This window comes from Enhygromyxa salina, from assembly GCF_002994635.1.
In the GTDB taxonomy this organism is placed as follows: Bacteria; Myxococcota_A; Polyangia; order Nannocystales; family Nannocystaceae; genus Plesiocystis; species Plesiocystis salina_B.
Genome location: NZ_PVNL01000057.1, coordinates 99,797 through 124,578, shown reverse-complemented (window position 1 = coordinate 124,578; position 24,782 = coordinate 99,797). Strand labels below are relative to the sequence as shown.

Below are 24,782 nucleotides of genomic sequence, written 5' to 3'. Positions count from 1 at the left end.
CTCCTAGCGGATCGGGGCGGCTTCAAAGGCTTGGGCGAGAGCGGCGTCGACTTCCCGCAGGAACTCGCGGAACGCCCCGTACTCGCTGGGCTCGACCCGCGGGCGGGAGAACTCGAGGGTGGTGGTGATCTTGGCGCTGCGCGGCTGGGGCTCGATCTCCAGCACGAAGCGCCCGAACGGCGAGTCGATCTGGGTGGCCTGCGGGGTGTGACTGAACTCGAGCCCGCGCGGCAGCGTGTACTCGATCTCGCGGACCTCGCGGTTGGGCACGCCGAGCACCAGCGGCTGGTCGCGGCGCGCCTGCGGGGCGATCGATCGGAGCAGCTCGACCTCGTGGCCGAGCACGCGAAACCGCAGCCCAGCGCCACCCGACGCCGGTCCCTGGACCTGGGCCCAGCCGGGCGTGGTGAGCTTGGCCTCGACCCGGACCGGGGCGAGGATGTCCTCGATCCCGGGGAACTTGGCGGTGCGGACCTCGGTGCCCGGGAACGCCGCCGACAGCTGCTTGGTCAGCAGCTCCACCCGCTTCTCCTTGGACTCCAGGGTCCCGCGCCAGGCCGCGGCGTCGGTCCCGATCAGGGTCATGGTGTGATCGATCTCGGCGCTGCCGTCGGGCTGCAGGTGGACCTGCTGGACGTAGTCGCTGGAGTTCTGATCCGGGGTCGCGTAGGGGATGGTTCGAAAGCTGGCGCCCTTGCCGTCTTCGATCACGACCACGCTCGCGCCCTGATCCCCGGCCGGGAGCTCGAACGCGCCCGAGTGCTCGGCCGTGCCGTCCATGAACAGGTCGTACTTGGGGACGTAGACGATCGCGTGGTTGAAGGCCGAGAGGCTCGCGGGGCTGTCGGCGATCGTGCCGAGGTCGCGGGTCCGGGTCAGGACCAGGTGGCTGGTCACGCCGATCTCGCCGAGCATGACCTTGAGCAGCGACGCCTTGTCCTTGCAGTCGCCAAACCGGCGATTGTAGATGTCGGTGGTCCGGTATGGCTTGTAGCCGTGGATCCCAAACTCGAGGCCGACGTAGCGAGTCTCGCGGATCACGTGGCGGTACAGCGCGGCGATCTTGTCGCGCTCGCTGGCGTCGCTTGGCAGCTCGGCGAGCGTCGAGGCGACCCCGGCCTTGATCGCGTCGTCGATCAACAGCTGGCCCTCGACCAGGCCCCAGTACCAGCGGCCGACCTCGTCCCAGGTCGCGTAGCTGCTCACGTGCAGGTACTCGGCGATCTCGGTCCACCCGGGCATGCCGCCCTCCGAGCGCAGGCCTGGACGGTCGTCGCGGGTCAGCCGGTAGATCTGGGTGTTGCCGCCCTCCCCTGCCTCGCTGGCGACAGGGTGGTTGAAGTGCAGCTTCAGCTGCGTGGGGGCCTCGAGCACGTACTCGAAGTGGCGGCTGGGCTCGAGGCCCTGCAGCGGGATCAGGTCGCCGTAGTAGTCGTCGAACTTGTTGCGGGTGGCCACGTCGCGGCGCACGAACGCGACCTCGATCACGTCGCCCACGCGCAGGCCTGGGAACTGCACGGCGACGCCGCGCTGATCGTAGTACATGCGGTAGCCGGCGGCCCCGACCGAGTAGTGGCGGGTCACGCCGATGTCCTCGATCCGGCCGTCGGCCCGATATACGCGGGCGCGCCGGACCTCGACGTAGCTCTCGTCGGGCTCGTAGCCAAAGTCGTGGCGGGCCTGGCTGGCGATCCCGCGGTCGTCGAGGATCTTGATGATCCGGTGATCCAGTCGCTCGCCGAGCCCGCTGCTGCCGATCCGGGTCGCGATCATGCGGTGCAGCACCGCCGAGTCGCGACCCTTCCAGCTCGCGGGTGTGCCGGCCTCGTCGGCGGCCTCGACCACGTCCTCGAGGTCGACGGCGTAGCGGGTGAACACGTCGTCGGCCGCGGCCCCGAGCGTGGTCAGGAGGTCACGCAGCTCCGGCTGCTGGGGGTTGAGCTCGAGGCTGCGCTGCAGCGCGAGCACGCTGCCGGCCTGATCGCCCGCGCGGCTCTGCAGGAACCCGAGCGCCGTGTGCAATTGCGGATCTTGAGGCGCGAGCTCGACGGCGGTCTCGAGCGCGGCCACGGCCAGCTGGTAGTTGGTGGCCGCCTCTTCGATCCCCGCGAGCCGCCGCCAGGCGCTGGGCCGCCCGGGCGCCGCCGCGACCAGGCTCCGGGCCAAGGTCACGGCCCGATCGATGTCGCCGAGCCGCAGGTGCGCGTCGATCCGCTGCTCGACTACGGCCGCGTCGCCCCCGTGGGCCTTGCTGTGCCGCTCGAGCAGCGCCAGGCCCTCGCGCACCCGACCCAGCCCGATCTCGCGGCTCGCCTGCTCGCGCAAGATCGTGGCCGAGTCGGGGTAGCGGGCGGCGAGGTCGTCGAGCCAGTTCATGGCCGCGAGATCAAAGCCGTCGGACGCGAGCTGATCGAGCAGCGCGAGCTCGATCAGCGCGTCGTCGGGGGCGACGCGGCGGGCCTGCTCGATCAGCGCCTCCGCCCGGCGCTCGAGCCCCAGCGCTGCGTTGGAGTAGGCCAGCTCGACGAGCATCTGCGAGTGCTCGGCGCGGGCGGCCCCACCCAGCTGCTCGGCGCGGGCGACCCCGAGCTCGAAGGCCGCCCGAGCCCGCGCGCTGTCATCTTCGGCCAGGGCCAGGAACAGCGCGCTGCGGGGCGACTGCACGGCCGCGTCGGCCTCACGGGCGTGATCGCGGGCGGTGAAGTCCTCGCGCGCGAACGGGCCGACCCAGCTGTAAAATTCGGCGAGCGCGAGCAGATCCTCGCCCTTGGGGCGCTTGCTCTGATCGGGATCGACGGCGGCCTCGAACAGCCCGCGCAGCGACAGCGGCGGCTTGGCCGGGACCGCGTCAGGATCGAGCTCGGTCGCGCGGGGGGCCGCAGCGGGGAGCTCGGTGGCCTCGACGGGCGGGGATCCGCTGGCTTCGAGGCCCGGGATCGGCGCCCCGTCGGTCGCGCTGATCCGCGCGTAGAACCCCCACGCCCCGGCTTCGCAGCCGACCTTGATCAGGACCCGGTTCCAGCCCGGCTGCAGGGTGATCGCGTAGGCATCCTGCAGCGCGTTGGGCCTTCGGTAGGTCTGGCCCTCGCCGACGAGCTGCTCGCCCACCCAGATCTTGTGGGCGCCGCCGGTCCCCACGTGGATCACCGCGCTCGTCTGGCTGGGCGCACGAACCCACGTGGTCGCGTAGGCCGTCACGTACTGGTTGGGCCGCAGGAACTCGTCGAACGAGATGTAGCCGCCACCCATCGTGTTCTGCGGCTCGTAGGGGCGCCAGTCGAGCGGCTCCCCGGCCAGCTTGCCCTCGAAGCTCTGATCCGGCGTCCAGGCCTGGGTCTCGGGCTCGAACACCTGCGCGTGGCCGGTGCGGTTGGCGTTGTCGAACGGTCCGACGATCCGCCACGACAGCAGCCGGCCCTGCTCGGCGTAGAGCGCCTGCGCGGCGGTGAGATCACCCGCGTCCTCGTACAGCTCGCCGCGCAGGTCAGCCGCGAGCGAGCGGACCAGAGGGTGACGGCGACGATCCTCGCGGATCCCGTCGACGAAGCTGACCAGCGTGGCACGATCGACCTCGCCGGACAGCGCGGGCAGCAGCCCGAGCAGCGCCAGCGCGGCCCCGTGGTCGCGCCCGGCATGCTCGGCGAGCAGCGTCTGGCGACGCTCGAGCTCACGCTGCCAGCGACCGACGTGGCCGGCCGCGGGATCGAGCACGCCGGGTTGCCACAGCGGCGCGTCGAGGTCGAGGCTGGTCGGCCCCGCCCCCGGACCCGGACCCAGGCCCAGGCCCAGGCCCAGGCCCAGCTCACCCCCGATCTGCGAGTCGACGAACCCAGAGCCGATCTGCGCGGCGTCCGGCGTCGCCTCGGCCTGGGTCGAGCTCAGGGCGAGCACGGTCGCCAGCGCGAGAGAGCAAACAGGCAGGCGGCGACGGACGGGAGAGCGCGGCATGAGCGGAAATTTCTCCAGGGACACCCGCGACGGTTCTCACGGGCAGCGCGGGCGCCAGCGGACGTCCGGTTGACCGGAGGATGGAACATCCGGCGGCGTCGTGCCATAGTCTCGCCCCGCCGTGTTCCTGGGCCTGCTCAAGACCCTGAGGCCGAAGCAGTGGATCAAGAACGCCTTCGTTGGCGTGCCGCTGGTGTTCGGTCAGAAGCTCCTGGACCTCGACGCGCTCTGGCGTGTCGCGGCCGCGTTCGCGTTGTTCTGCCTGGTGTCGGGCTGCGTCTACGTGATCAACGACATCGTCGACGTCGAGAAGGACCGCGCGCACCCCAAGAAGCAGCACCGACCAATCGCCTCTGGCACGCTGCCGCCGACCGTCGCGCGCAACTTCACGATCCTCGCGGTGCCGCTCGCGCTCGCTGCCGCGTTCGCGCTCGAGCCCCTGTACGCGGCCACGCTGGGCGGCTACTTCGCGCTCAACATCGGGTACTGCTTCTACACCAAGAACCTGCCCTACCTCGACGTGCTGTCGATCGCCGCCGGGTTCGTGCTGCGGGTGTTGTCGGGGGCGCTGGTGATCTCGGTCCCGCCGTCGGCCTGGCTGCTCAGCTGCACGGCCTTGTTGGCGATGTTCCTGGGCTTCGGCAAGCGGGCCCACGAGCTCACGCAGTCCGGCTCGAAGACCCGCTCGGTGCTCGAGCACTACAGCGCCGACGCGCTGCGCTGGATCCTGCATACGCTGGCGCTGCTCACGGCGGTGGTCTACGGGCTCTACACCCAGAGCACCCACGTCGCCCAGACCTTCGGCGACGCGCCGCTGATCTACACCCTGCCGTTCCCGATCATCGGGATCCTGCGCTTCATCCACCTGGTCACCGCGCGCCCCGACGCCGAGAGCCCCACGGAGGAGATGCTGCGCGACTGGGTGTTCATGGGTAACTTCGCGGTCTGGCTGGTGGTGACCGGCGTCGTCCTGTACTGGTCATGACCCGGCCGTCGGCGGCGACGATTCAGTTTGGCCGCGACTTTGGGGCGCTGGAGGTGCCCGTCGGGACCACGCTGTTGGCCGCAGCCGCCCGGGCCAAGGCGCCGCTCGGCAACGCGTGTCGCGGTCAGGGTGTGTGTCGAGCGTGCGCGGTGCGGGTCGTACGGGGCGCAGAGCTGCTCGACGCGCCCGGTGAGCTCGAGCGTCGCATGCAGCTCGATCCTGGCTGGCGAATGGCGTGCAAGACCCGCGTCGCGCGTGGTGGCCAGCTGCAGCTGTGGATCCCGCACTGGGGCGGCGATTTGCCCTGCCCCTGATCGCTCGCGCGTGCAGGGGGCTGCGCGCTTGACGTCGCCGGGGCGCTGGAAAAACCTGGCCCTCGATGCCCGCCTCCTCGCTAGTCGACGTGCTTCGTGACCGGGCCCAGGAACACGGCGACCGTCCGCTCTACCAGCTGCTGGTCGACCAGGCCGTGGTCGAGACCCTGACCTACGCCGACGCGGATCGGCGCGCGCGCGCGCTGGCGGTCGAGCTGGGCAAGCACGCCGCGCCGGGTGATCGCGTGCTGCTGCTGTATCCGTTTGGGCTCGAGTACCCGGCGGTGTTTCTGGCGTGTCTGTACGCGGGCCTGGTCGCGGTCCCGGCGTTTCCTCCCGACAAGCAGCGGGCCGTCAAGACCATGCCGCGGGTGTCGAGGATCATCCGGGACGCCGACGCGCGCCTGATCCTGACCACCGCCGAGCTGGCCCCCACCGTCGAGTTTGCCCGAGCCGAGGCGCGCGACCCGGCGGCGCTGCAGATCCTCGCGAGCGACGAGATCGAGGTCACCCAGGCCGACGCCGACCGCTGGACCCGGCCCGCCGACCTCGAGCGGCTCGTGGCGTTCTTGCAGTACACCTCGGGCTCGACCGGCACGCCGAAGGGCGTGATGATCGGCCACGACAACCTCTACGCGCACCAGCGCCTCGCCCACGAGATCTTCGCCCAGCCCGAGGGCGCGCGAACCGTCAGCTGGCTGCCGTTTTATCACGACATGGGGCTGATCGGGTCGCTGCTGTATCCGCTGTTTCATGGTGGCACGACCCTGTTGATGTCACCGACCGCGTTCTTGCGCCGGCCGATGGCGTGGCTCGAGAACATCTCCACGTTCGGCGCGCAGGTCAGCACCGGGCCCAACTTTGCGTACGACCTGTGCGTCGACAAGGCCCGCGACGAGGACCTCGCGAGGCTCGATCTGTCGAGCTGGCGGCTGACGGTGTCGGGCGCCGAGCCGCTGCGCGCGTCCACGCTCGAGCGCTTCAGCGAGCGGTTCGCCCCGTGCGGGTTTCGGCCCGAGACCTTCATGCCCTGCTTTGGCATGGCCGAGGCCACGCTCATGGTCAGCGGCTGGCCGCTCGAGCTCGCGCCGAAGATCGTGTGCTTCGACAAGGCCGCGCTGCGGACCGGCGTCGCCGAGCCCGTGGCGCCCACCCACGCCAACGCGCGCGCGTATGTCTCATGCGGGGCGCCGATGCGAGAGCACCAGCTGGCGATCGTCGATCCACAGACTTGCACCCGCCAGGCCGAGGGCCGCGAGGGCGAGATCTGGCTGCGGGGTCCGTCGGTCGGGCGCGGCTACTGGGGCGACGCCCAGACCAGCGCCGAGCGGTTCGCCGCTCACATCCACGACGACGATCCCAGCGTCGAGTGGTTCCGGACCGGCGACACCGGGTTCATCCACGCGGGTGAGCTGTTCGGCACCGGGCGGCTCGCGGATCTGATCGTGGTTGGCGAGCAGATCCACCAGCCCCACGACATCGAGCGCAGCGTCGGCGAGGGAAGCGACGCGCTGGCGGCCGACTGCGTGGTGTTCATGGCGACCCTCGCAGACGGGCAGCGCCAGGTGTGCCTGGCCGCGACCGGGCGGCGCACGATGCCCGAGGATCAGCGCGCCGCCCTGTGCGAGCGGATCTTCGCCCGCGTGCGTGACGAGCACGAGCTCGCGCTCGATCGGGTCTTGCTGATCCGCCAGCGCAGCGTGGCCAAGACCACCAGCGGCAAGCTCCGCCGGTTTCGCTACGCGGCCGCGCTGCGCGACGGTGAGCTCGACATCCTGTGCGAGCGCGGCTCAGCCGGCTTGTGACATCGTTGGACGCACGGCCGGCTTGGTCGGCGCGGGGAGCCCGTCGAGCTGCCGATGCAGGACCGCGGGCGGCATGATGCCGTGCTGGCGAAACGCCCCGAGCACCCGCAGGTTCACGTCGGTCTCGAACGCCTTCTCGTACTTGGTGTCGAGCACGTAGCTCTTGACCCGCAGCCGGACCGCCACGTGGTTCTCGGCGATCAGCTGGTTGACCAGCACCACCACGGGCTTGGGCAGGTACACATAGCGGCTGGTGACCGCGGCCTCGTTGACGATGCTGCGGGCCAGGGTGACGTCCTGATCGACGCCAATGTAGAAGTCCATCACCACCTGCATGTCGAGCGCGCCGTAGTTGCCGTTCGAGGTGATGTCGTTGATGAACAGGTTGTTGGGGATCGTGACGGTGTTGTCGTCGAGGGTCTGCAGCCGAACCGAGCGCAGGCCGATCGCCGTGATGTCGCCGTACTGACCCCCGAAGGTGATCCGGTCGCCGACCTGGAACGGACGATCGACCATGATCATGATCCCCGCGATGAACGAGGCGACGAGGTCCTTGGCCGCGAACCCGACCGACACGGCCACGGTCCCGCCGATCACCGTCAGCACCTCCGGCGTGAGCCGCAAGCTCAACAAGATCACCGTGGCGCCCGCGCCGATGTAGACGACGAACTGAAACACCGTGGCGAGCTTCTGAAGCAGCAGCCGGCGGTTGGCGAATTGCTTGCTCAGGCGATCGACGAGGTCGCGGACGAACCGGATCACCAGCCAGGTCCCAAACAACACCACGATCGAGGTCAAGACGCCGCCCCACCGGACCATGTCGGCGAACTGGCCCATGACCTCGGCGTCGGGCGGGGCCCCGAGCGCCTCTTCGGGCCCGGCGAGGGCCACGCGGGGGGCCAGGGCCCCGAACCCCGCGGCCAGGCCGATCCGTCCGATGAGGCCGCTCCCGATCCGCGAGCTGAAGCGTGAAGGCGTGTGTGTGGTGGTCTTGATCATCGCTAGATCTCGAGCAGGTGCTGACGCCGAAGCATGTCGGTGATCGCCCGGTACCAATGCCAGGTCACGCAGAACCGATCGCCGCGCTCGCCGAAGCGATCGACCCAGCCGCGGGCGACCGCGAAGCGCAGCGCGTCGGAGACGTCGGCCGGAGGCAGCTGCGTGCACGCGACGAGATCTTCTGGGCTGGCGACCCCGAGCTGGACGACTCCGCGCAGGACAAAGTGCAAGGTCGCGGCGACCTCGTCTAGCGCGGCCGCGGGCGGCTCCTTGAACAGCCGGACCTTGATCACCGACTCGCCGTCCGGGGAGGTGACCACGCACAGCGACTCGCGCCAGAAGTGCAGCGCGACCGCGGGGTTGCCCTTCGCGTGGTCCCACAAGATTCGGTAGAAGCCGACCTCGGCCCGCTCGCGGTCGGTGGGACGGCCGCTGAACTCGCTGGACTCAGCCAGCTCGTCTTCGATCTCGGCGGGCTTGCCCACGCCCGGCCTGGTCGGGGTGGTCGTGACGTCGTACTGGCGAGGGATCACGATCTCGTCGAAGCTGGGGTCGATCGCCGCGGACTGGCTGCGCTCGCGGATCAGCTCGCCGATCTGCTGCTCGTTCCAGCGCGGCAGCTTGAGGACCTGATCGAAGAACACCCGATCGCCGCGCGAGCGCGACACGTACTGCCACGCCGCCGCCCCGATCGTCGCAACCCAGGACGCATCCCCACCGACCTCACGGGCGAAGTCGGTGAAGCGATCGAGACCCTCGAGGCCACCGATCGCCGGCCTCACCAGGCGGTGGACGTCGTCGATCAAAAACACCAGGGGCGTCTGCTCCGAGAGCGCCGCGATGACCCGCTCGGCCGGGGTGTCGGGCTCGAGCCCGATCGACACCGCGACCGCCCGCTGCAGCTCGTCGAAGCCGCCAGGCGGACACTGAATGCGCCGGATCGTGAGCTGACCAAACTCTGCGTGGCGCTCGACCGACGAGGGTTGACCTGCCTCGCCAGCTCCGCCCGTCATATCGTTCGGTGCCTGCGAGAAGTCCTGCGCCTCGCGCACGAACGCCGCCTCGAGCCTGCGCAAGAACATGCTCTTGCCGGCCCCGCGCTCGCCGATCACCGCGCTGAGCGTGCCTCGATGCGCGACCACGAGCTCGGTGATCTCGTCGAGGATGTCGCTGGCGATCTCCGCCATGTCCTCGCTGAGCTGCTCGACCTCGACGATCTTGCCAGGATCCAAGTTGGTGTAGTCCGCGACGTCGAGCGGACGCACGGCCTGCTCGTCCTCGCGCCGGGCGGTGGCCTGGCGCGCGACCTCGCGGCGGAACATCCACGCGAGCAGTCGCCGGGTGGTCTCGAGCGCGGTGGCCCGACGCAGCAGCCACCGCGCGAGCCCGCGGGAGAACAGATACCCGCCCGCGATCGCGGCCGTGGGGAAGCTGGTCCAGCCGGTGGTGTTGGCCCGAATCCAGCGGACCAACGCGTTGTTGGGCATCTCTGGATCATCTTTGAAGCGCCGAAATGCGTGCTCGCGCCACCAGCGGATCAACACCAACAAGATCGGGATCGCGGCGATCCAGCACAGCGTCCCCACCCAGTTGTGGATGGCGCCCAGACCCACGACCTGCTCGGTCAGCGACAGCACCAGGCCGGTCCACACGACCGTGAGCCCGACCAGGCGCAGCGACCGAATCCGCAGGCGGGCCGTCACGTTGCTGGCCCGGCCATGGACCAGGTTCTCGTGGGCCGCGACCGCGTCGACGAGCAAGATCACCGCCGAGCCGACCAGCAGCCACAGGACCACCAGCCACACGACCTCGAGCTCGAGCACCTCGGTGCCCGTGGGCACGATCCGATAGATCACGCTGAACAGCAGCAACAGCTCCAGCGGCTTGCGGATCCGGCTGAAGTACCAGACGCCGAGCGCGGCGCTCGCGTTGACCCTGGGGTTGCCGTCTTCGCGGGCCAGGAGTCCGTCGCGCATGCGCTCGAGCGTGGGCTCGGCCCGGCGGCGCCAGTAGCGGAACAACAACAGCAGGAACCCCAGCTTGATCCCCGAGAAGATCAGCGGCAGCGGCGAGCTCTCGAGCTGGGCGATCAGCCCGCGCGCGAGTCGGGGCAGCGCCTGAATGCGGTAGCGCAGCTCGAGCCCGATCTGATCGATCTCGCGCTTGACCTGCTCCACGCCATCTTGGCCGAAGCCGGTCATGCGGCTGCGGAGGTCGCCGCTGCCGAGGTCGAGCAGCGTCAGCCGAGCGTGGTTGAGCATCACGATGTCATCGCGCCCGCTGTCGGCCGACTCCCACAGCGCCTCGCGCTCGAGCTCGCGCAGGGCCGCCTCGGAAGCCTCGAGCTCGGCCCGCAGCTCGCTCAGATCGCTGCGATCGACGTCTTGCGGCAGCCCGGCGAGCGGTTCGCCGACCGGGGCGACGCCGCTGTCACGATCCGCGATCAGCTTCAAGGTCTCGCGCAGGCGGTCGCGCGCGTCGGCGAGCGCCTCACGCAGATCGGCGTACATGCCGTCCGACGTGGTCGCTCGCGTGTCGCTCGCGATCTCGGTGGCCAATTCGGCGACCCGCCGATCCCACTCGAGCGCGACCTCGTGGGCGGCCAGCGTGTCCTTGGCCCGCTTGGCCAGCTCGACCTCGTAGATCGCGTGGGCCTCTTTGACGCCGAGCAGGCGGGCGCGCTCTTCCGCGATCCGCCGCAGCGCCTCGGACCGCGCCTGCGAGGCTGCAGCCTGCGCCGCCATCCGCTCGCGCTTGGCCTTCTCGGCCTTGTCTTCGGCGAGGTTGAGCTCCTCCTCGACCTCGGGGACCAGCTCCTCGGCGGCCGCCAGCTCCTCGGCGACGGCCTTGGCCTCGAGCGCCTCGCGCTGACGCGCGGCGTGACGGTCGAGCAGGGCCCGCCGCTCATCGGTGCTCAGCGCCAAGAACCGGAGCCGCTGGGCGTCGAGCTCGGCCTCGGCGGCCGCCGTCGCGGCGGCGAGCTTGGCGTCGGGCTCCCACGGCTTGGTGGGATCGGGCGGCTCGCTCGCCTCGGTCTCGGGGGAATTCGGCGGTTGATCCGGCTGCGCTCGAGCCGGCCCCGGATCGGTCTGCCCCGGGTCTGGTGCCTGCTCCGAGTTGGGGTCAGTCGGCTCGTCGGTCGCGGGCGCCGGCTCGGGCTCACCGTGCCCGAGCGCCCGGGCCAGCCGATCGTTGGTGGCCAGCTCATTGGGCTTGCTCAGATCCAGGCGCAGCAGCGGGACCGGATCGACGGCGAGGTCGAGGTCACCCTCGATCAAGCCCTTGAACCACCGGGCCTGCTGGGTCAGCCGCGCGAGCCGAGCCTTGGCGTTCGCCTCGGCCTCGAGGTTGTGCGCGATCAGGGCCTGGTGCTCGGCATGCTCGGCCACCAGCTCCGCGCGGCGCTCGGCCGGCAAGGTCAGAAACTGCCAGTACGCCCGCGCGAGCTCCGAGCGCGCGCGCGTCAGCGGGTCGGCGTCGGGTCCGGCCAGCGCGGGCTCGGGCGGAAGCTCGATCGGGGGCGGACCCCTTTTATTGTGCTTGCCCTGCTGCTCGGCTGCCTGCCGCGCCTGCGCCTCGGACGCGATCCGCGTCGCGTAGATCGAGGCCAAGACCGCGCGCAGCTCGTCGCCGAGATCAGGGTCGACCAGGTTGATCGTCAGCAGCTCCGAGACGTCGACCGCGGGGTCGAGCCGACCGGCGACCAAATTGGTGATCCCAGCGGCGCGCAGGCGTACGCGAGCGACCTTGGCCGCCCGTTGCTCGGCGGCGTGCTCGGCCGCCTGTTTGGCCTCAGCGCTCGGTTCAGCGCTCGGTTCAGCGCCCGGATCGGCTTGATCCGGCGGGGCCGCGGGCGCGGGGCCCGAGGGTCCAGACGTCCCGTCCTCGGTTGGGGGTGCCGCGCGAACCCCCGCGCTCGACAGCCAGACCGACGCGCACAACAGCAGCAGCGCGAGCCCCCGCGTCAGCCCCATGCGAGGACGTGGTTGCGAGCCGACAACGGCAGAGTCGATCATCAGGCCGCAGTGTAGAGCGCGGCCGAATATTTGCACAGGGGATCAGAACTCGAAGCCGGCCGCGAACCCGGGCCAGATCTGGATCCCGACATCCGCCAGGTTCGAGTCACCGATCGGGGTCCCCCAGTGGTAGCCGGGTCGGAACTCGCTGGTGGTGGTCGTGGTCGTCGTCGGCTGCAGGTCGAACAACGCGTTGACCGTCACGGCCCCCCAGATCGCAAAGTGCCGAGCTGGCCGCCAGGCGACAATCAGGCGCAGCGTGTCGAGCAGATAGGGCGCGCGGCTGACCGTGAATCCTTCGTTGAGCACCGAGACCGCGTTGTCGAGCTCGAGGCTGAAGTGCTCGCGCCAGACCAGCGGACCGCCAAACCCAACGCCACCGCTGAACGAGCGCGAGTTGTCATCGCCGATCGGGTGCGCGGCCACGGTCAGGAAGCTGTAGGTCTTGCGGGCGCGGAATTTTACCGCTGCGTGGATCAGCTGGGTGTCACTGGTCCACAGGTCAAACCACACGCCGCCCTTCTTGGTCACCGGGATCAGCCCGATCGACCCGTCGGCCTCGTCGGCGTAGTTCACCAGCCCGATCTGGAGGCCCTTCACCTGCCCGCGAGACACGTTGACGAGACCGACCTGGACCCCGCTCGCCTCGTCCGCGTAGTTGATCGCGCCGAGCTGGACCCCGCGCAGGTACTTGGCGTAGCTGAGCGCGAATCCGACCTGAAGCCCATCGACCCGCTCGCGCCCGAGCGCGACCGTGGCGGTCTGGACCCCGCGCATGTCACTGGTGGCGACGGCTACCCCCAACGCGCTCTGGACCCCGTTCAGCGGCCCGTGTGAGATGGTGGCTCCCACCGCGGCCTGAATCCCGCTCACGTAGTCGGTCGCCCACACCGCGCCCAGTCCGAGCTGCATGCCGTCGATCGCGGCCGCGCTCGTGGCCCCCAGCGAGACCGAGAAGCGATTGTGGATCTTGCTGGGCCGGTAGGCGGTGTTTCGCTCGGCGCCCGGGCTCACCCCAATGTTGAAGGGCACCTGCGCGTAGCCGCCGACCGGCGCCGGGGGCCGCTCACTCGCGTCTGGGACCGGGTCCCCGCGCAGCCGCGTGCCCTCGAGCGGGATGCCCACGAGCCCCGCGATCTCGAGCGTCTCGGTCTTGCCGCTGCGGACTTGGACCTCGGCGCGATGCAGATTGTGACCGTCGTCGATCGTGATCGCGTAGTTGCCTGGCTCGAGCGCCAGCGTCACCGCGCCCGCGCCCTTGGGCTTGAACAGCTCGGCGACCAGGTTGCCCCTGCGATCGCGCACGTAGATGCGCCCCGCCACCCCGCCCGCGATCTCGAGCTTGGCCGAGGTCTTGCGCAGATCCGTCATGACCAGATCGCCGGTCCCCGCCAGCTTGATGTCGTAGGCCGCGTGCTGCGGGCCGCCGGTCGTGGTCTCGGTCCGGGCCAGGGTCTCGTCGAACGCGAACCGGTAGGCCTCGTTCAGGGTCACCCGCCGATCACCGTCGAAGTCGGCCGCCCCGCGCAGACCGGTGACCAGGAAGTGGGTGAAGAACGAGCCTCCGATCCGGTCGCTCTCCTGCGCGGCCTCGTCGGCCGAGCTCGACGTCAGGTAGGCGTGGCCCTCGACCTCGGCCGACGCCCCGACCAGGAACGGCGCCTGCTTCTTGCCGCCCTTGAACCGCGTGAACGCGCCGCTCGAGCATGAGTCGAGGATCCCGATCCGGACGTCGGCGGGGACCTTGTCGATCAGGGCGCGCAGGCGCTTGTAGTCGACGTGGACGCCCGTGAGCAGCAGCCCGGCCTCGTCGCTGTGGCCCGAGTAGTAGAACACGAACTGGACCCGCTCGCCGGACTTCTGGGCGGCGCGGATCTTCGCGCTGATGTCCTTGAAGCCCTGCTCGAGCGCGGCCGGATCGGGGTTGTCCAGGACCACGCGATCAGCCTTGTCGAGCCCGCCCAGCTCGATCAACGCCTTGCTGAGCATCGCGGCGTCGGTGCTCGCGTAGCGCAGCAGATCCCGATCCCCGCCGCCATCGTTGGCGCCGACGAGCAGCGCGAACCGACGCACCGTGCTGGAGGTGGGATCGGCGGCCTGCGCTGGGTCGAGGCCTAGCACCCAGCTCCCGACCACGGTGATCAGGGCCAGCAACAGTCGCTCGAAGGCGCGCTTCACAGGCCCTCCCCCGCTGGCGTTGGGCTCGGCGGTGCCCCCTCGACCGCGGCGGGCGGCTTGCGCAGGACCAACGAGTGCTGCTGCCAGCCCTCGCCCGCCAGCGCGAGCGGCTCGGTGCGCGCCGTGCTTGGATCGCTGGCCAGCTGCTCGGCCGCCGCGAGCACCTCGGCGACCGACGGCGACGCGCCGTCGCGGGTCACGAACACGAAGCGCTCGAAGCTGGGCGCGTCGTCGAGCTCGTAGGCGTGGGTGAGCGGGACTTCTTCACCGTCGGTGAGCGTGGGCGGATCGCTGGCCTCGCTCGGATGATGCAAGGTCACCGCCCCCGCCCCATCGATCGAGAGGATCACCCCTTCGCGCTGCCCGGCGGCCACGTAGCTGAGCTGCAGCAGGTCACCCTCGCGCGCGGTCTCGCCCTCGGCGAGGCGCTCGTGGCCGGACCCGGTGCGCCGGTCGATGACCAGGTGCGCGTCGACGGCCCCCTTGATCCGGGTGACCTCTGGATCGCCGTCGCCCGTGAGCGCGCCGTGGGTGTCGTGCACGGCGATCGTGGTGGGCGGCGGGCGGACCACGATCCAAGCCACGGCCGCGGCCGCGACCAGCGTCGGCGCGAGCACCCAGGGGATCCAGGCCCGCTTGGGCTCGCGCCCTCGCTCGAGCCGTCGCTGAATGTCGGCCGCCAGCTTCGGCGCGGGGTAGTCCGCCAAGATCTCGGCGTTCGAAGCCTCGATCCGGGCCAGCGCCTCGCCAGCGTCGACGCCGGTCCGCGCGAGCTCGGCCTCGACCCGCCTGGCCTGATCGGGATCGAGCTCACCAAGCGCGAGCTGCTCGAGCAGCAGCGGCGGGACCTTGCGGGGCGTGTCGTTTGGTTCGGTCACGCGCTCCCCTCCGTGTCCGCGCTGGTGTCGAGGCCCTCGAGCTCGTGGAGGCTGGCCTTGAGCTTGCGCAGCCGCTTGCGCACGCCCGAGACCGACAGGCCGACCGCGTCGGCCACCTCTTGCAGCGTCATGCCGTCGTGCAGGTGCAGCACCGCGATCGTCGTGGTCGAGATCGGCTCGCGGCCGAGCACGCGATCGAGCATCGCGCGGGCGTGGGTCCTGGCCTCGTCGCCGCCAGCCTCGGCGATCCGCTCGAGCAGATCCGACTGCGCGTCCTCGGGTCGGCGTCGGGTGCTGCGGATCCGGTTGAGGCACACGTTGGTGGCGACCCGATACAACAAGCTCGACATGCCCCGGTCTTCGAGCCGGTCGTTGTTGCGAAGGATCTGTACGAACACGTCCTGCATGGCATCGGTAGCCTGTTGCTCGTCGCGGAGCATCGTTCGGCAGCGGCGGAGGACCATGGGCCCGTAGCGGCGGTAGGCGTCTTCGACGTCGATGGCCATGAGCCTCAGGCGTCCACGGCTCGAAACACCGCGGCGCGGCGAGAGTGTCACCCGTTTTTGTGCCCAGGCCGAGATCGGTCTGGACCCGAGCTCGATGTATGTCGTTTGCGCACGTCACGGAACACCGCCGAACAACGTTCTGGTCCGAATTCCCGAAGTTCGCAGGTTCCCAGATTTACGGGAACTTTTCTGGGGCCAACACGTCAGGGAGTTCTCGCCCCAATGATCACCCGACCGCGACCCCGATCTGGCTCGTCCGCTCCCCCTCGTCGAACCGGCCCCTGCCGCGGGAGGTCGCGGTGAGCAACGAACCAGAGTTTCGGGCCGAGCGACAACCCGAGCTGCAGGCGCGACTGGTCGACAACCCCTTTTATGTGCTCGAGCTCGCTCCCGATTGCACCCGGGCCGAGGTCGAGCGAGCCGGCCAGAAGCTGTTGGCCATGATCGAGCTGGATCTCGCCGGCGGTCCGACCTACCCCACCCCGTTCGGATCTGGGCGCCGCGACGCCGCGAAGATCCGCGAGGCGATGGCCGAGCTGCGAGATCCCCAGCGCCGCCTGTTCCACGAGCTGTGGGTGCTGGCGCGCCCCTGGACAGCTGGCCCCGGCGGGGCGGCCCACCTGTCTGACGACGTCCTTGGGTTCAGCGCGGCCCACTCCGCGCTCGGTTGGCGCAGCTGAGGTCACGACTCCATGCCGATGTTTCCGCTCGCGTTCACGACCATTGCGATCTTGCTGCCCACGCTCTTGCACCGCTGGGAGCACGTGGGCGTGTCCCCTCACCTGCCGCCCAAGCAGTGGGCGCGGGGGCTGTGGTCGGTGGTGCTCTCGCTGATCCTGAGCTTCGTCGCGGCCCTGTTCGCGCTCTCGATCGGGCGCGGCCACCTGATCAACGTGATCCCGTTCGCGGCCGTGCTCGTGCTGTTGTTCCCGTGGCCGCTGACCCGCCTGGTGTTGATCCCGCTGGGCTGGTGGCGGGCTGCGTACAACATGGCGCAGCTGTCGGGCTGGGTCTGGCGCGGCGACGTCAGCGGGGGTCAGCTGGTCGCGGGCGCGTGGGCGGTGCTGCGACAGCGGCACCCAAGCCCCTCGGCGATCGTGTGGCTCTCGGCCCGGCGCGACGAGATCGAGCCGCTCGGGGCCCCCGGGGTGCTCGGCAGCGCGCTGCTGGCCGACGCGGTCGGTGACCACGCGGCCGCGCGCCGACTCATGCAGATCGTCGCCGACTTCGATGATGATCATCGGCCACCGCTGACCCGCTACCTCGCCAACGAGTGGCTGGTCGCCGACGCGGCCTCGCGCGGGGCCTGGGCCGACGTCGAGCTGCGCGGGCGATCGCCCCACCGTCGCTCGCGCGCGTCCAAGCTGCTCGGCGATGTCGCGGCCCGGCTGATCGGCTACCCCCCGGTGCCCGGCAACTTCGTCTTGGTGGTGCGGTGGCTCCTCGCCCCCTCGCGGGTGCGCACCTTCGCGCTGGTCTGGCGCGCCCTGCTCGAGCCGCCGGTCCAGGCTGTCCCCGAGGTTCGCCGGCCCAGCACCGCGCCAGCGATCACCCTCGAGGGCCCAGCGCTGCTCGCCGCCCACAGCGGGGCGATCGCCTGCGGCCGGATCCCAACCACCGAGCTTCAGCAGCTCGGTCGCGGCTGGGATCACATGCTGTCCGATCCCGGCGTGCGCAGTCAGACCGCTCGTCGAGCGCTGGCCCTGCGCGCGGGCGATCCAGATCTGGTGCTCGAGCGGCTCGGTCGCCAGGTCGAAGCCGATCTCTCGGCGCTCGCCCGCGCGGGCGCCGTGCCCCTCGCCGAACTCGAGGTCCACTCCAAGACCCTGCGACGGGTCGCCCGCGAGCTCCGCCACGCGCTGCTCGACGAGCTGGCGATCATGTCCGAGGGCCTCGAGGCCCGGGTTCGGGCGCGCCGCCAGCTCGCGCCGCTCGACGAGCTACGCGAGTTCTTGGCGCTGCGCGAGCACTACGAGCGGGTCTGTGAGCTCGGCGGGCCCGAGCTGGTGCGCATCGCCTTCTCGCAGATCCACGATCCGCTGTGCAACCTGGCCGTGTGGCTGTGGGACGAGCGCGGCGAGACCGGCATCGCTACGGCGATGTTTCGCTGGCTCGGCCACGAGGCCGTCATGGCCGGCGACGAGCAGGCGGCCGAGCTGCAGCGCCGCAACGTCGCCTGCGGACGCTAAGCCCGACGATTGGGCCAGCTCGAGGTTGTGTGCGGTGGACCATCGGCACACCCCCTCCGCGCCCGGACCTCGAAGCGCTCAACTAGCTCGAGAACTGCCGGACCACGTCGCGGCCGATGACCACGCGCTGGATCTCGCTGGTGCCCTCGTAGATCATCGTGACACGCACGTCCCTCAGGTAGCGCTCGACCGGGAAGTCTTGCGTGTACCCATACCCGCCCAGCATCTGCAGGGCCCGGTTGCAGGCGGTGAACGCCCGCTCCGAGGCCCACAGCTTGGCCATGGATGCCTCGCGCGTGAACGGCTTGCCCGACTGCTTGAGCCACGCCGCCCGCAGGGTGAGCAGGCGGGCGGCCTCGAGCTCGGTCGCGCTGTCGGCGATCATCCACTGGATCGCCTGGAAGTTGGTGATCGACTGGCCAAACTGCTGGCGCTCGAGCGCGTAGCGGTTGGCGAACTCGCTGGCGGCCAGGCCGACGCCGAGCGCGAGGCTGGCGATGCCGACGCGGCCGCCGTCGAGCGCCATCATGGCGACCGGGAACCCTCGCTCGAGCTCGCCGAGCAGCGCGTCGTCGCCGACCTCGACGCCCTCGAACTCGAGCGCCGTGGTCGGGCTGCCGCGCTGACCCAGCTTCTCCTCGGGCTTCCCCGCGGTGAGCCCGGGCGCGTCGCCGCGGACCAAAAAGCACGACACCCCGCGGGCCCCGGGTGCGTCGCTGGTTCGGGCCCAGACCACGAACAAGCCCGCGTCGGTGCCGCTGGTGATCCACAGCTTGGAGCCGTCAATCACCCAGCCCTTGTCGGTCTTGCGGGCCCGGGTGGTCATGCCGCCGGGATCGCTGCCGGCTCCCGACTCGGACAGCGCGAACCCACCGACGACGTACTCGCCGCTGCACAGCTTGGTCACGTGCTCGTCGCGCTGCGCTTCGTTGCCGAACGCGCAGATGACCTCGGCGACCATGTTGGACACGCAGATCGCCACGGTCGTGGCCGCGCACGCGCGCGCGAGCTCGGTGACGGCGAGCGAGTAGGCGACCGCGCCAGCTTCTACGCCGCCGTACTCGGCCGGGACGTTGATGCCGAGCAGCCCCAGCTCTGCAGCCTCGGCCAGGGTCTCGCGCGGGAACCGATGGTCCCGATCGAGGGCGGCCGCGCTGGGCTCGAGCGACCGCGCGGCGAACTGCCGAGCGGTGCTGCGGATCATGTCTTGGGTTTCGCTGGGCGTGAAGTCCATGCGAGCTCGAGCTACCAGGCTTCGCCGACTTGCCCGTTGTAGGTGTGCGTGTAGGTCACCTCGGGCGGCGGGTCGAACTCCCACTTGTAGACCAGCGCCGTGATGCAGGAGCCGAAGTTCTCGGCCTTGCGCGGGGCGGCCCCACCGGAGGTCACGAACTCGCCCTTGGCGTTGAGCGTGCGGCGCTCTTCGATGTCCTCTTGCAGCAAGGTGGCCGCGCTGACCATGCCGGAGGTCTCGATCGTGAACTCGATGGCGAAGGTCCCGGCGACCCAGCGGTTCTCGAGCCGGTCCATCTCCTTCTCGACGCACTTCTCGAAGTCCGACACGTAGACCGTGCTGATCGTGTCTTGGATCGCGGCCTGGGTGCGCGGGTCGATCGAGTCACCCTGGTTCTCGGTGACCTCGTAGTCCGTCGCAACCATGTCCTCGGTGTACTTCTCGCCGCCGTAGGCGTTGAGCAGATCCTGGTTGCTGGCGACCTTCGGCTTGCACCCGACCGTGGCGGTGACGCCAACGAGTAGGCCGAGCAGGGTGATCAGTTTGCTGTAGCTCATCGTCATTTGTCGCTCCTCATGGCTAGCCGTTGCTATTGAGACATCGCCCTGATGATGTTGGAGGCTATCACCACACGCTGAATCTCGCTCGTACCCTCGTAGATCTCGGTAATCTTGGCGTCGCGGTAGTGGCGCTCCGCTGGATACTCGGTCACGTAGCCGTTGCCACCGAAGATCTGCACGGCGTTCTTGGCGACCTTGTTGGCGACCTCCGAGGCCATGAGCTTGGCCATGGCGGACTCGGTGGTGTGGCGCTTGCCGGCGGCCTTGAGCGCCGCGGCCCGATAGGTGAGCAGCCGGGCCGCGTCGATCTCGGTGGCCATGTCGGCGATCATGAAGCTGATCGCCTGATGGTTGGCGATCGCCTTGCCGAAGGTCTTGCGCTCGGTCGCGTAGCGGGTCGCCGCCTCGAACGCCCCGCGGGCGATCCCGAGTGCCTGCGCAGCGATGCCGATCCGGCCGCAGTCGAGCGTGCTCATTGCGACCTTGAACCCGTCGCCGACCTTGCCGAGCAGCTGATCGCCGCTGACGTGGTGATCGGTGAAGAAGATCTGACACGAGTGGCTGGCGCGGATCCCCAGCTTGTCGTCCTTGGGCCCGCGCGTGACCCCCTCGGCGTTCATGTCGATGACGAAGCTCGAGATCCCGCGGTGGCCCTGCTCGCGGTCGGTCATGCACATCAGGATCCCGACGTCGGCTTGGGGGCCGTTGGTGATCCAGTTCTTGACCCCGTTGATCACGAAGCCGTCGCCCTTGGGCTCGGCGACCGTGGTCTGGGCGGCGGCGTCGGACCCGGCCTCGGGCTCGCTGAGCATGAAGCAACCCAGCTTCTCGCCGGTCGCGAGCGGGCGCAGCCACTTGTCTTTTTGGGCGTCGTTGGCCCACTTGCGCAGCGGGTCGCAGACCAGCGAGTTGTTGACCGACATGATCACGCCGGTCGAGGCACACGCGGCGCTGATCTCTTCCATGGCGATCACGTAGGAGATCGGATCGAGGCCAGCGCCATCCCACTCGGGCTCGACCTCGATCCCGAGCAGACCCAGCTCCCCCATCTCGTCGACGAGCTCTTTGGGGTAGCGGGCGTGCTTGTCGATCTCGGCGGCGATCGGGGCCACGCTGCGGGCCGCGAACTCGTGGGCGGTCCGGCGAATTGCCTCGTGATCTTCGGTCAGTTCGAAATTCAAGCTGTGCTCCCCTTCTCTGATCCAGTGATCCAGTGGTCCGGTGATCTGGTGTTACTTGCCCGTGAACGTGGGCTCGCGCTTGTCGAGGAACGCCTGCATGCCCTCGCGTTGATCCGCGCTGGCGAACAGGCCCGCGAACGCCTCGATCTCGAGCTGGTTGGCGGCCTCGAGCGGCAGCTCGGCGCCCTGGTGCAGCACCCGCTTGGCCGCGGCGATCGCCAGCGGACCCATCTTGGCGACCGCGGCGACGATGCCCAGGCAGGTGTCGAGCAGCTGCTCGGGCGCGACCACGCGATTGGCGAGGCCGATCCGCAGCGCTTCGTCGGCGCGGATCATCTCACCGGTGACGCACAGCTCGATCGCCCGGGCCAGGCCGACCCGACGGGTCAGCCGCTGGGTCCCGCCAAACCCGGGGATCACCGCGAGCTTGACCTCGGGCTGGCCGAACTTGGCCTTCTCGCTGGCGATGATGAAGTCACAGGCCATCGCCAGCTCGCAGCCGCCACCAAGCGCGAACCCGTTGACCGCCGCGATCGCGGGGATCGGCAGGTTGGCGAGCATCTCGCCCACGGCGTGGCCCTGGCTGGCGAAGCGCATGGCCTGGTCGGGATCCATCTCGCGCATGGCCGCGATGTCGGCCCCGGCCACGAACGCCTTGTCGCCCGCGCCGGTCAGGATCAGGCCACGCACGCTGAAGTCGCCGGCCTGGACCTGCTCGGTCAGGGCCTCGAGCACGCGGCTGAGCTCGGCGACGACCGCCTGATTGAGCGCGTTGAGGGCCTTGGGCCGGTTGATCCGGACGATCCGTGCGGCGTCGCGGTCTTCGATCTCGAGGGTTTCGTAGCTCATGACGATCAGCGTTGCTTGTAGTCGTAGAAGCCGCGCCCGGTCTTGCGCCCGAGCCAGCCGGCCGCCACGTGCATGCGCAGCACGTTGGCGGCCCGATACTTGGTGTCGCCCAGCTCGTGCAGCAGCACGTCGGCGATCGCCAGGCAGGTGTCGAGGCCGATCAGATCGGCGAGCTCGAGCGGCCCCATCGGGTGGTTGAGCCCGAGCTTGGCGCCCGTGTCGATGTCTTCGGCGGTGCCCAGCCCCTCTTGCAGGGCGAAGCAGGCCTCGTTGATCAGCGGGATCAGGATCCGGTTGACGATGAAGCCCGGCGAGTCCTTGGAGGTGATCACCGTCTTGCCCAGCCGCTCGGCCAGCGCCTTGGTCGCCTCGTAGGTGGCGTCGTCGGTGGGCAGTCCGCGGATCAGCTCGACGAGCTTCATGACCGGCACCGGGTTCATGAAGTGCATGCCGACCACGCTGGCGGGCCGATGGGTCTCGGCGCCGAGCAAGGTGATCGAGATCGACGAGGTGTTGGTCGCGAGGATCGCCTGCTTGTTGAGCGCGCGATCGAGGCTGCGAAACAGCCGCTTCTTGAGCTCGATGTTCTCGGTCGCGGCCTCGATCGCAAACTGGACCGGGCCGAGATCTTCGATCGCGCCCACGCAGGTGATGCGATCGAGCGCGGCCTGCCGGTCTTGCGCGCTGAGCTTGCCCTTGTCGACGGCGCGGCTCATGAATTTGTCGATGCGGCCCTTGCCGGCCTGCGCGTGGGCGAGGTCGACGTCGGCGAGCAGCACGTCATAGCCGGCCTGCGCGGCGATCTGGGCGATGCCGCCGCCCATCTGACCAGCGCCGAGGACTCCGATGGTGTTGATGTCGATCATGCTGATGATTTCCTGTTAGCGCTCGACCATGAGCGCGACGGCTTCACCGCCGCCAAGGCACAGCGACGCGACGCCGCGCCGCTTGTCGAGGGACTCGAGCGCGTACAGCAAGGTCACGAGCACGCGCGCGCCCGAGCAGCCGATCGGGTGCCCGAGCGCCACGGCCCCGCCGCGCACGTTGATGCGATCGCTGGCGATCCCGAGCTTGTCCTGGTTGGCCAGGGCCACGACCGCGAACGCCTCGTTGATCTCCCACAGATCGACGTCGCCGACGCTGGTGCCGGTCTTGTCGAGCAGCGCCTGCATCGCGCCCGCGGGGGCGGTGGTGAAGTGCTCGGGCGCCTGCGCGTAGCCGGCGTAGCCCTTGATCGTGGCCAGTGGTTTAAGGCCCCGGGCGTCGGCTTGCTCGCGCGACATCACGACCAGCGCGGCGGCGCCGTCGTTGATCGAGGGCGCGTTGCCAGCGGTGACGGTGCCGTCCTTGGAGAACGCGGCCCGCAGCGAGGGCAGCTTCTCGATGTTGCCGCGGAACGGCTCTTCGTCCTTGTCGACGAGGATCGGGTCGCCCTTGCGCTGCGGGACCGGGACCGGCACGACCTCGTTGGCGAACAGGCCCTCGGTCACCGCGTTCTGAGCCAGGCGGTAGCTGTGGGCGGCGAACTCGTCCTGGCGCTCGCGGCTGATCCCACACTCGCGCGCGCATAGATCGCCCGCGTTGCCCATGTGATAGTCGTTGTAGGGATCCCACAGGCCGTCGTGGACCATGCCGTCGACGACCGACTTGTTGAACAGGCGGTAGCCGTCGCGGGCCCCGGGCAGCAGGTAGGGCGCGTTCGACATCGACTCCATCCCGCCCGCGACGAAGATCTCGCCGTCTCCCGAGCGGATCGCTTGCGCGGCCAGCATCACGGCCTTGAGCCCGGAACCACACACTTTGTTGATCGTCAGCGCGCCGACCGAGTCGGGGATCCCCGCGCCCTTGCTGGCCTGGCGCGCGGGCGCCTGCCCGGTTCCGGCGGGCAACACCATGCCCATCAGGACCTCGTCGACGTCGGCGCCCGAGACCCCGGCGCGCTCGAGCGCGGCCTTGATTGCAATCGCGCCGAGCCCGGTCGCAGGGACCGCAGCGAGGGCACCTTGGAAACTACCGATCGGGGTCCGAGCGGCGCTAACGATGACGACTTCTCGTGACATGTTCACCTGTTCACACATCGCCATGGGTCAGCTCCGGTCAGCTCCGCGGCGAGCGACCCCAGCGATGTCCTCTCGTGCGCCTTACCACGGTGCCGCGCGCGGTCCAAGGGCCCCTAGACGTGTGTTAGCGCCAGAATTCGTAGGTATGCCAGGGCCCTACGCGGCGGCGTCCGGGAGCTCTTCGAGAAACCTGGTGATTCGCAGCGCGAGCTCGTCGGGGTACTCGGCGGGCAGCGCGTGGGTGGCCTCGTCGATGAGCTCCCAGCGCGCGCCGGGGATCGCGAAGGCCATCGCGCGCAGGCGTTGGACCGGGACGAATTCATCGCGGGCGCCAGCGACGACCATGGTCGGCACGCGGATCTTGCCGAGGATGTCTTCGGCGGTGTGGCGCTGGGCCTGCTCGAGCATGGCCGCGAACAGCTCGGGGTTCATGTCGGCCATCTGGCGCAGGTACAGCTCGAAGTCGCGGCTGTCGATCCGCTCGCGGTTGACCTCGTAGCGCAGCGCAAAATCGATCGCACGCTGGCTGGGCAGGACCGACGCCCACACGCGCCGGGTCATCTGTCGAGCCAGACGCGTGACCCCGACGACCAGCGGCAGCACGAACGAGAACGCGTCGGTGCCTCGGAACGACGCGAGCGGCTGCCCCGGCGGACCCGCGAGCGAGATCAACGCCGCCGTGCGGGCGCGGTGGCGCCGATAGAACTCGAGCGCGACCTGAAACCCCATGGAGAAGCCCAGCGCGACCACGCGCTCGAGCCCCAGGGCGTCGCAGACCGCGGCCGCGTCGTCGGCCAGGGTGTGCATGCCGAGCTGCCACGGTCGCGGCGGGCTCGGCGATTTTCCGTGGCCGCGGTAGTGCATCAGCACGACCTGGCGCCCGCCCGACTCGGGGCTACCAGCGAGGTGCGGGCCGAGCTTGCGAAATGCCCACCCCGCGCAACCAATGCCGTCGAGGATCAACAGCGCCGGACGCTGACTCGGGCTCCCGAGGCTGCGGACGTGAAGTCGCGCGCCGTCGTCACGACGGACCCAGTGCCTGACCCAGTGCTGACGGTCCGACATGCTCACCAGGAACAC

Annotated in this window: 18 protein-coding genes; 5 read left to right on the top strand and 13 right to left on the bottom strand. The window is 69.8% G+C overall.

Going from position 1 to position 24,782, the window contains the following annotated elements:
• Positions 1-3 precede the first annotated feature (3 nt).
• Positions 4-3,948: a DUF3857 domain-containing protein gene (locus tag ENSA7_RS15090; RefSeq protein ID WP_146157713.1), complete on the bottom strand. Its 3,945-nt coding sequence runs from the start codon at positions 3,946-3,948 to the stop codon at positions 4-6.
• A gap of 121 nt (positions 3,949-4,069) precedes the next feature.
• Here ENSA7_RS15090 and ENSA7_RS15085 point away from each other — a divergent pair, with 121 nt between their 5' ends.
• The 3 genes from ENSA7_RS15085 (at position 4,070) to ENSA7_RS15075 (ending at position 7,052) form a co-directional block, all read left to right on the top strand.
• A complete protein-coding gene (locus ENSA7_RS15085) occupies positions 4,070-4,933 on the top strand; it encodes a decaprenyl-phosphate phosphoribosyltransferase (protein WP_106089984.1) in 864 nt (287 codons plus the stop codon).
• Complete coding sequence (locus ENSA7_RS15080) at positions 4,930-5,247, top strand: 2Fe-2S iron-sulfur cluster-binding protein (protein ID WP_106089983.1); 318 nt, start codon at positions 4,930-4,932, stop codon at positions 5,245-5,247. The genes ENSA7_RS15085 and ENSA7_RS15080 overlap by 4 nt, the downstream gene beginning before the upstream one ends.
• 65 nt (positions 5,248-5,312) lie before the next feature.
• The gene (locus ENSA7_RS15075) at positions 5,313-7,052 is read left to right on the top strand and encodes a fatty acyl-AMP ligase (protein ID WP_106089982.1); all 1,740 of its coding nucleotides are present in this window, start codon (positions 5,313-5,315) and stop codon (positions 7,050-7,052) included.
• Here the strand turns inward: ENSA7_RS15075 and ENSA7_RS15070 are convergent.
• Genes ENSA7_RS15070 through ENSA7_RS15050 form a run of 5 tightly spaced genes read right to left on the bottom strand, consistent with a single transcriptional unit; the run spans position 7,038 to position 15,629 of the window.
• The gene (locus ENSA7_RS15070; protein WP_106089981.1) at positions 7,038-8,051 is read right to left on the bottom strand and encodes a mechanosensitive ion channel family protein; all 1,014 of its coding nucleotides are present in this window, start codon (positions 8,049-8,051) and stop codon (positions 7,038-7,040) included. The genes ENSA7_RS15075 and ENSA7_RS15070 overlap by 15 nt on opposite strands.
• A gap of 2 nt (positions 8,052-8,053) precedes the next feature.
• Complete coding sequence (locus ENSA7_RS15065) at positions 8,054-12,067, bottom strand: AAA family ATPase (protein WP_146157712.1); 4,014 nt, start codon at positions 12,065-12,067, stop codon at positions 8,054-8,056.
• Positions 12,068-12,109: 42 nt separating this feature from the next.
• Complete coding sequence (locus ENSA7_RS15060) at positions 12,110-14,245, bottom strand: caspase family protein (RefSeq protein ID WP_181233755.1); 2,136 nt, start codon at positions 14,243-14,245, stop codon at positions 12,110-12,112.
• Positions 14,242-15,123: a hypothetical protein gene (locus ENSA7_RS15055; protein ID WP_106089978.1), complete on the bottom strand. Its 882-nt coding sequence runs from the start codon at positions 15,121-15,123 to the stop codon at positions 14,242-14,244. The genes ENSA7_RS15060 and ENSA7_RS15055 overlap by 4 nt, the downstream gene beginning before the upstream one ends.
• Positions 15,120-15,629, bottom strand: coding sequence for an RNA polymerase sigma factor (locus tag ENSA7_RS15050; RefSeq protein ID WP_106089977.1), 510 nt, complete (start codon positions 15,627-15,629; stop codon positions 15,120-15,122). The genes ENSA7_RS15055 and ENSA7_RS15050 overlap by 4 nt, the downstream gene beginning before the upstream one ends.
• A gap of 299 nt (positions 15,630-15,928) precedes the next feature.
• Here ENSA7_RS15050 and ENSA7_RS15045 point away from each other — a divergent pair, with 299 nt between their 5' ends.
• Both ENSA7_RS15045 and ENSA7_RS15040 read left to right on the top strand, forming a co-directional pair.
• The gene (locus ENSA7_RS15045) at positions 15,929-16,309 is read left to right on the top strand and encodes a hypothetical protein (protein WP_106089976.1); all 381 of its coding nucleotides are present in this window, start codon (positions 15,929-15,931) and stop codon (positions 16,307-16,309) included.
• 12 nt (positions 16,310-16,321) lie between these two features.
• Positions 16,322-17,818, top strand: coding sequence for a hypothetical protein (locus ENSA7_RS15040; protein ID WP_106089975.1), 1,497 nt, complete (start codon positions 16,322-16,324; stop codon positions 17,816-17,818).
• Positions 17,819-17,900: 82 nt separating this feature from the next.
• On the opposite strand, the gene ENSA7_RS15035 is transcribed toward ENSA7_RS15040, so the two are convergent.
• The 7 genes from ENSA7_RS15035 to ENSA7_RS15005 form a co-directional block, all read right to left on the bottom strand.
• A complete protein-coding gene (locus tag ENSA7_RS15035; protein ID WP_106089974.1) occupies positions 17,901-19,052 on the bottom strand; it encodes an acyl-CoA dehydrogenase family protein in 1,152 nt (383 codons plus the stop codon).
• A gap of 11 nt (positions 19,053-19,063) precedes the next feature.
• The gene (locus ENSA7_RS15030; protein ID WP_146157711.1) at positions 19,064-19,609 is read right to left on the bottom strand and encodes a hypothetical protein; all 546 of its coding nucleotides are present in this window, start codon (positions 19,607-19,609) and stop codon (positions 19,064-19,066) included.
• A gap of 32 nt (positions 19,610-19,641) precedes the next feature.
• Positions 19,642-20,793, bottom strand: coding sequence for an acyl-CoA dehydrogenase (locus ENSA7_RS15025; protein ID WP_106089972.1), 1,152 nt, complete (start codon positions 20,791-20,793; stop codon positions 19,642-19,644).
• Positions 20,794-20,844: 51 nt separating this feature from the next.
• On the bottom strand, positions 20,845-21,642 hold the full coding sequence (locus tag ENSA7_RS15020; protein ID WP_106089971.1) for an enoyl-CoA hydratase/isomerase family protein: 798 nt from the start codon (positions 21,640-21,642) through the stop codon (positions 20,845-20,847).
• A 5-nt stretch (positions 21,643-21,647) separates the two neighbouring features.
• On the bottom strand, positions 21,648-22,508 hold the full coding sequence (locus ENSA7_RS15015; protein ID WP_106089970.1) for a 3-hydroxybutyryl-CoA dehydrogenase: 861 nt from the start codon (positions 22,506-22,508) through the stop codon (positions 21,648-21,650).
• A 15-nt stretch (positions 22,509-22,523) separates the two neighbouring features.
• Positions 22,524-23,702 (bottom strand): thiolase family protein, encoded by a 1,179-nt coding sequence (locus ENSA7_RS15010; protein ID WP_106090111.1) that lies wholly within the window; start codon positions 23,700-23,702, stop codon positions 22,524-22,526.
• A gap of 156 nt (positions 23,703-23,858) precedes the next feature.
• A complete protein-coding gene (locus ENSA7_RS15005) occupies positions 23,859-24,767 on the bottom strand; it encodes an alpha/beta fold hydrolase (RefSeq protein ID WP_146157710.1) in 909 nt (302 codons plus the stop codon).
• Positions 24,768-24,782 lie beyond the last annotated feature (15 nt).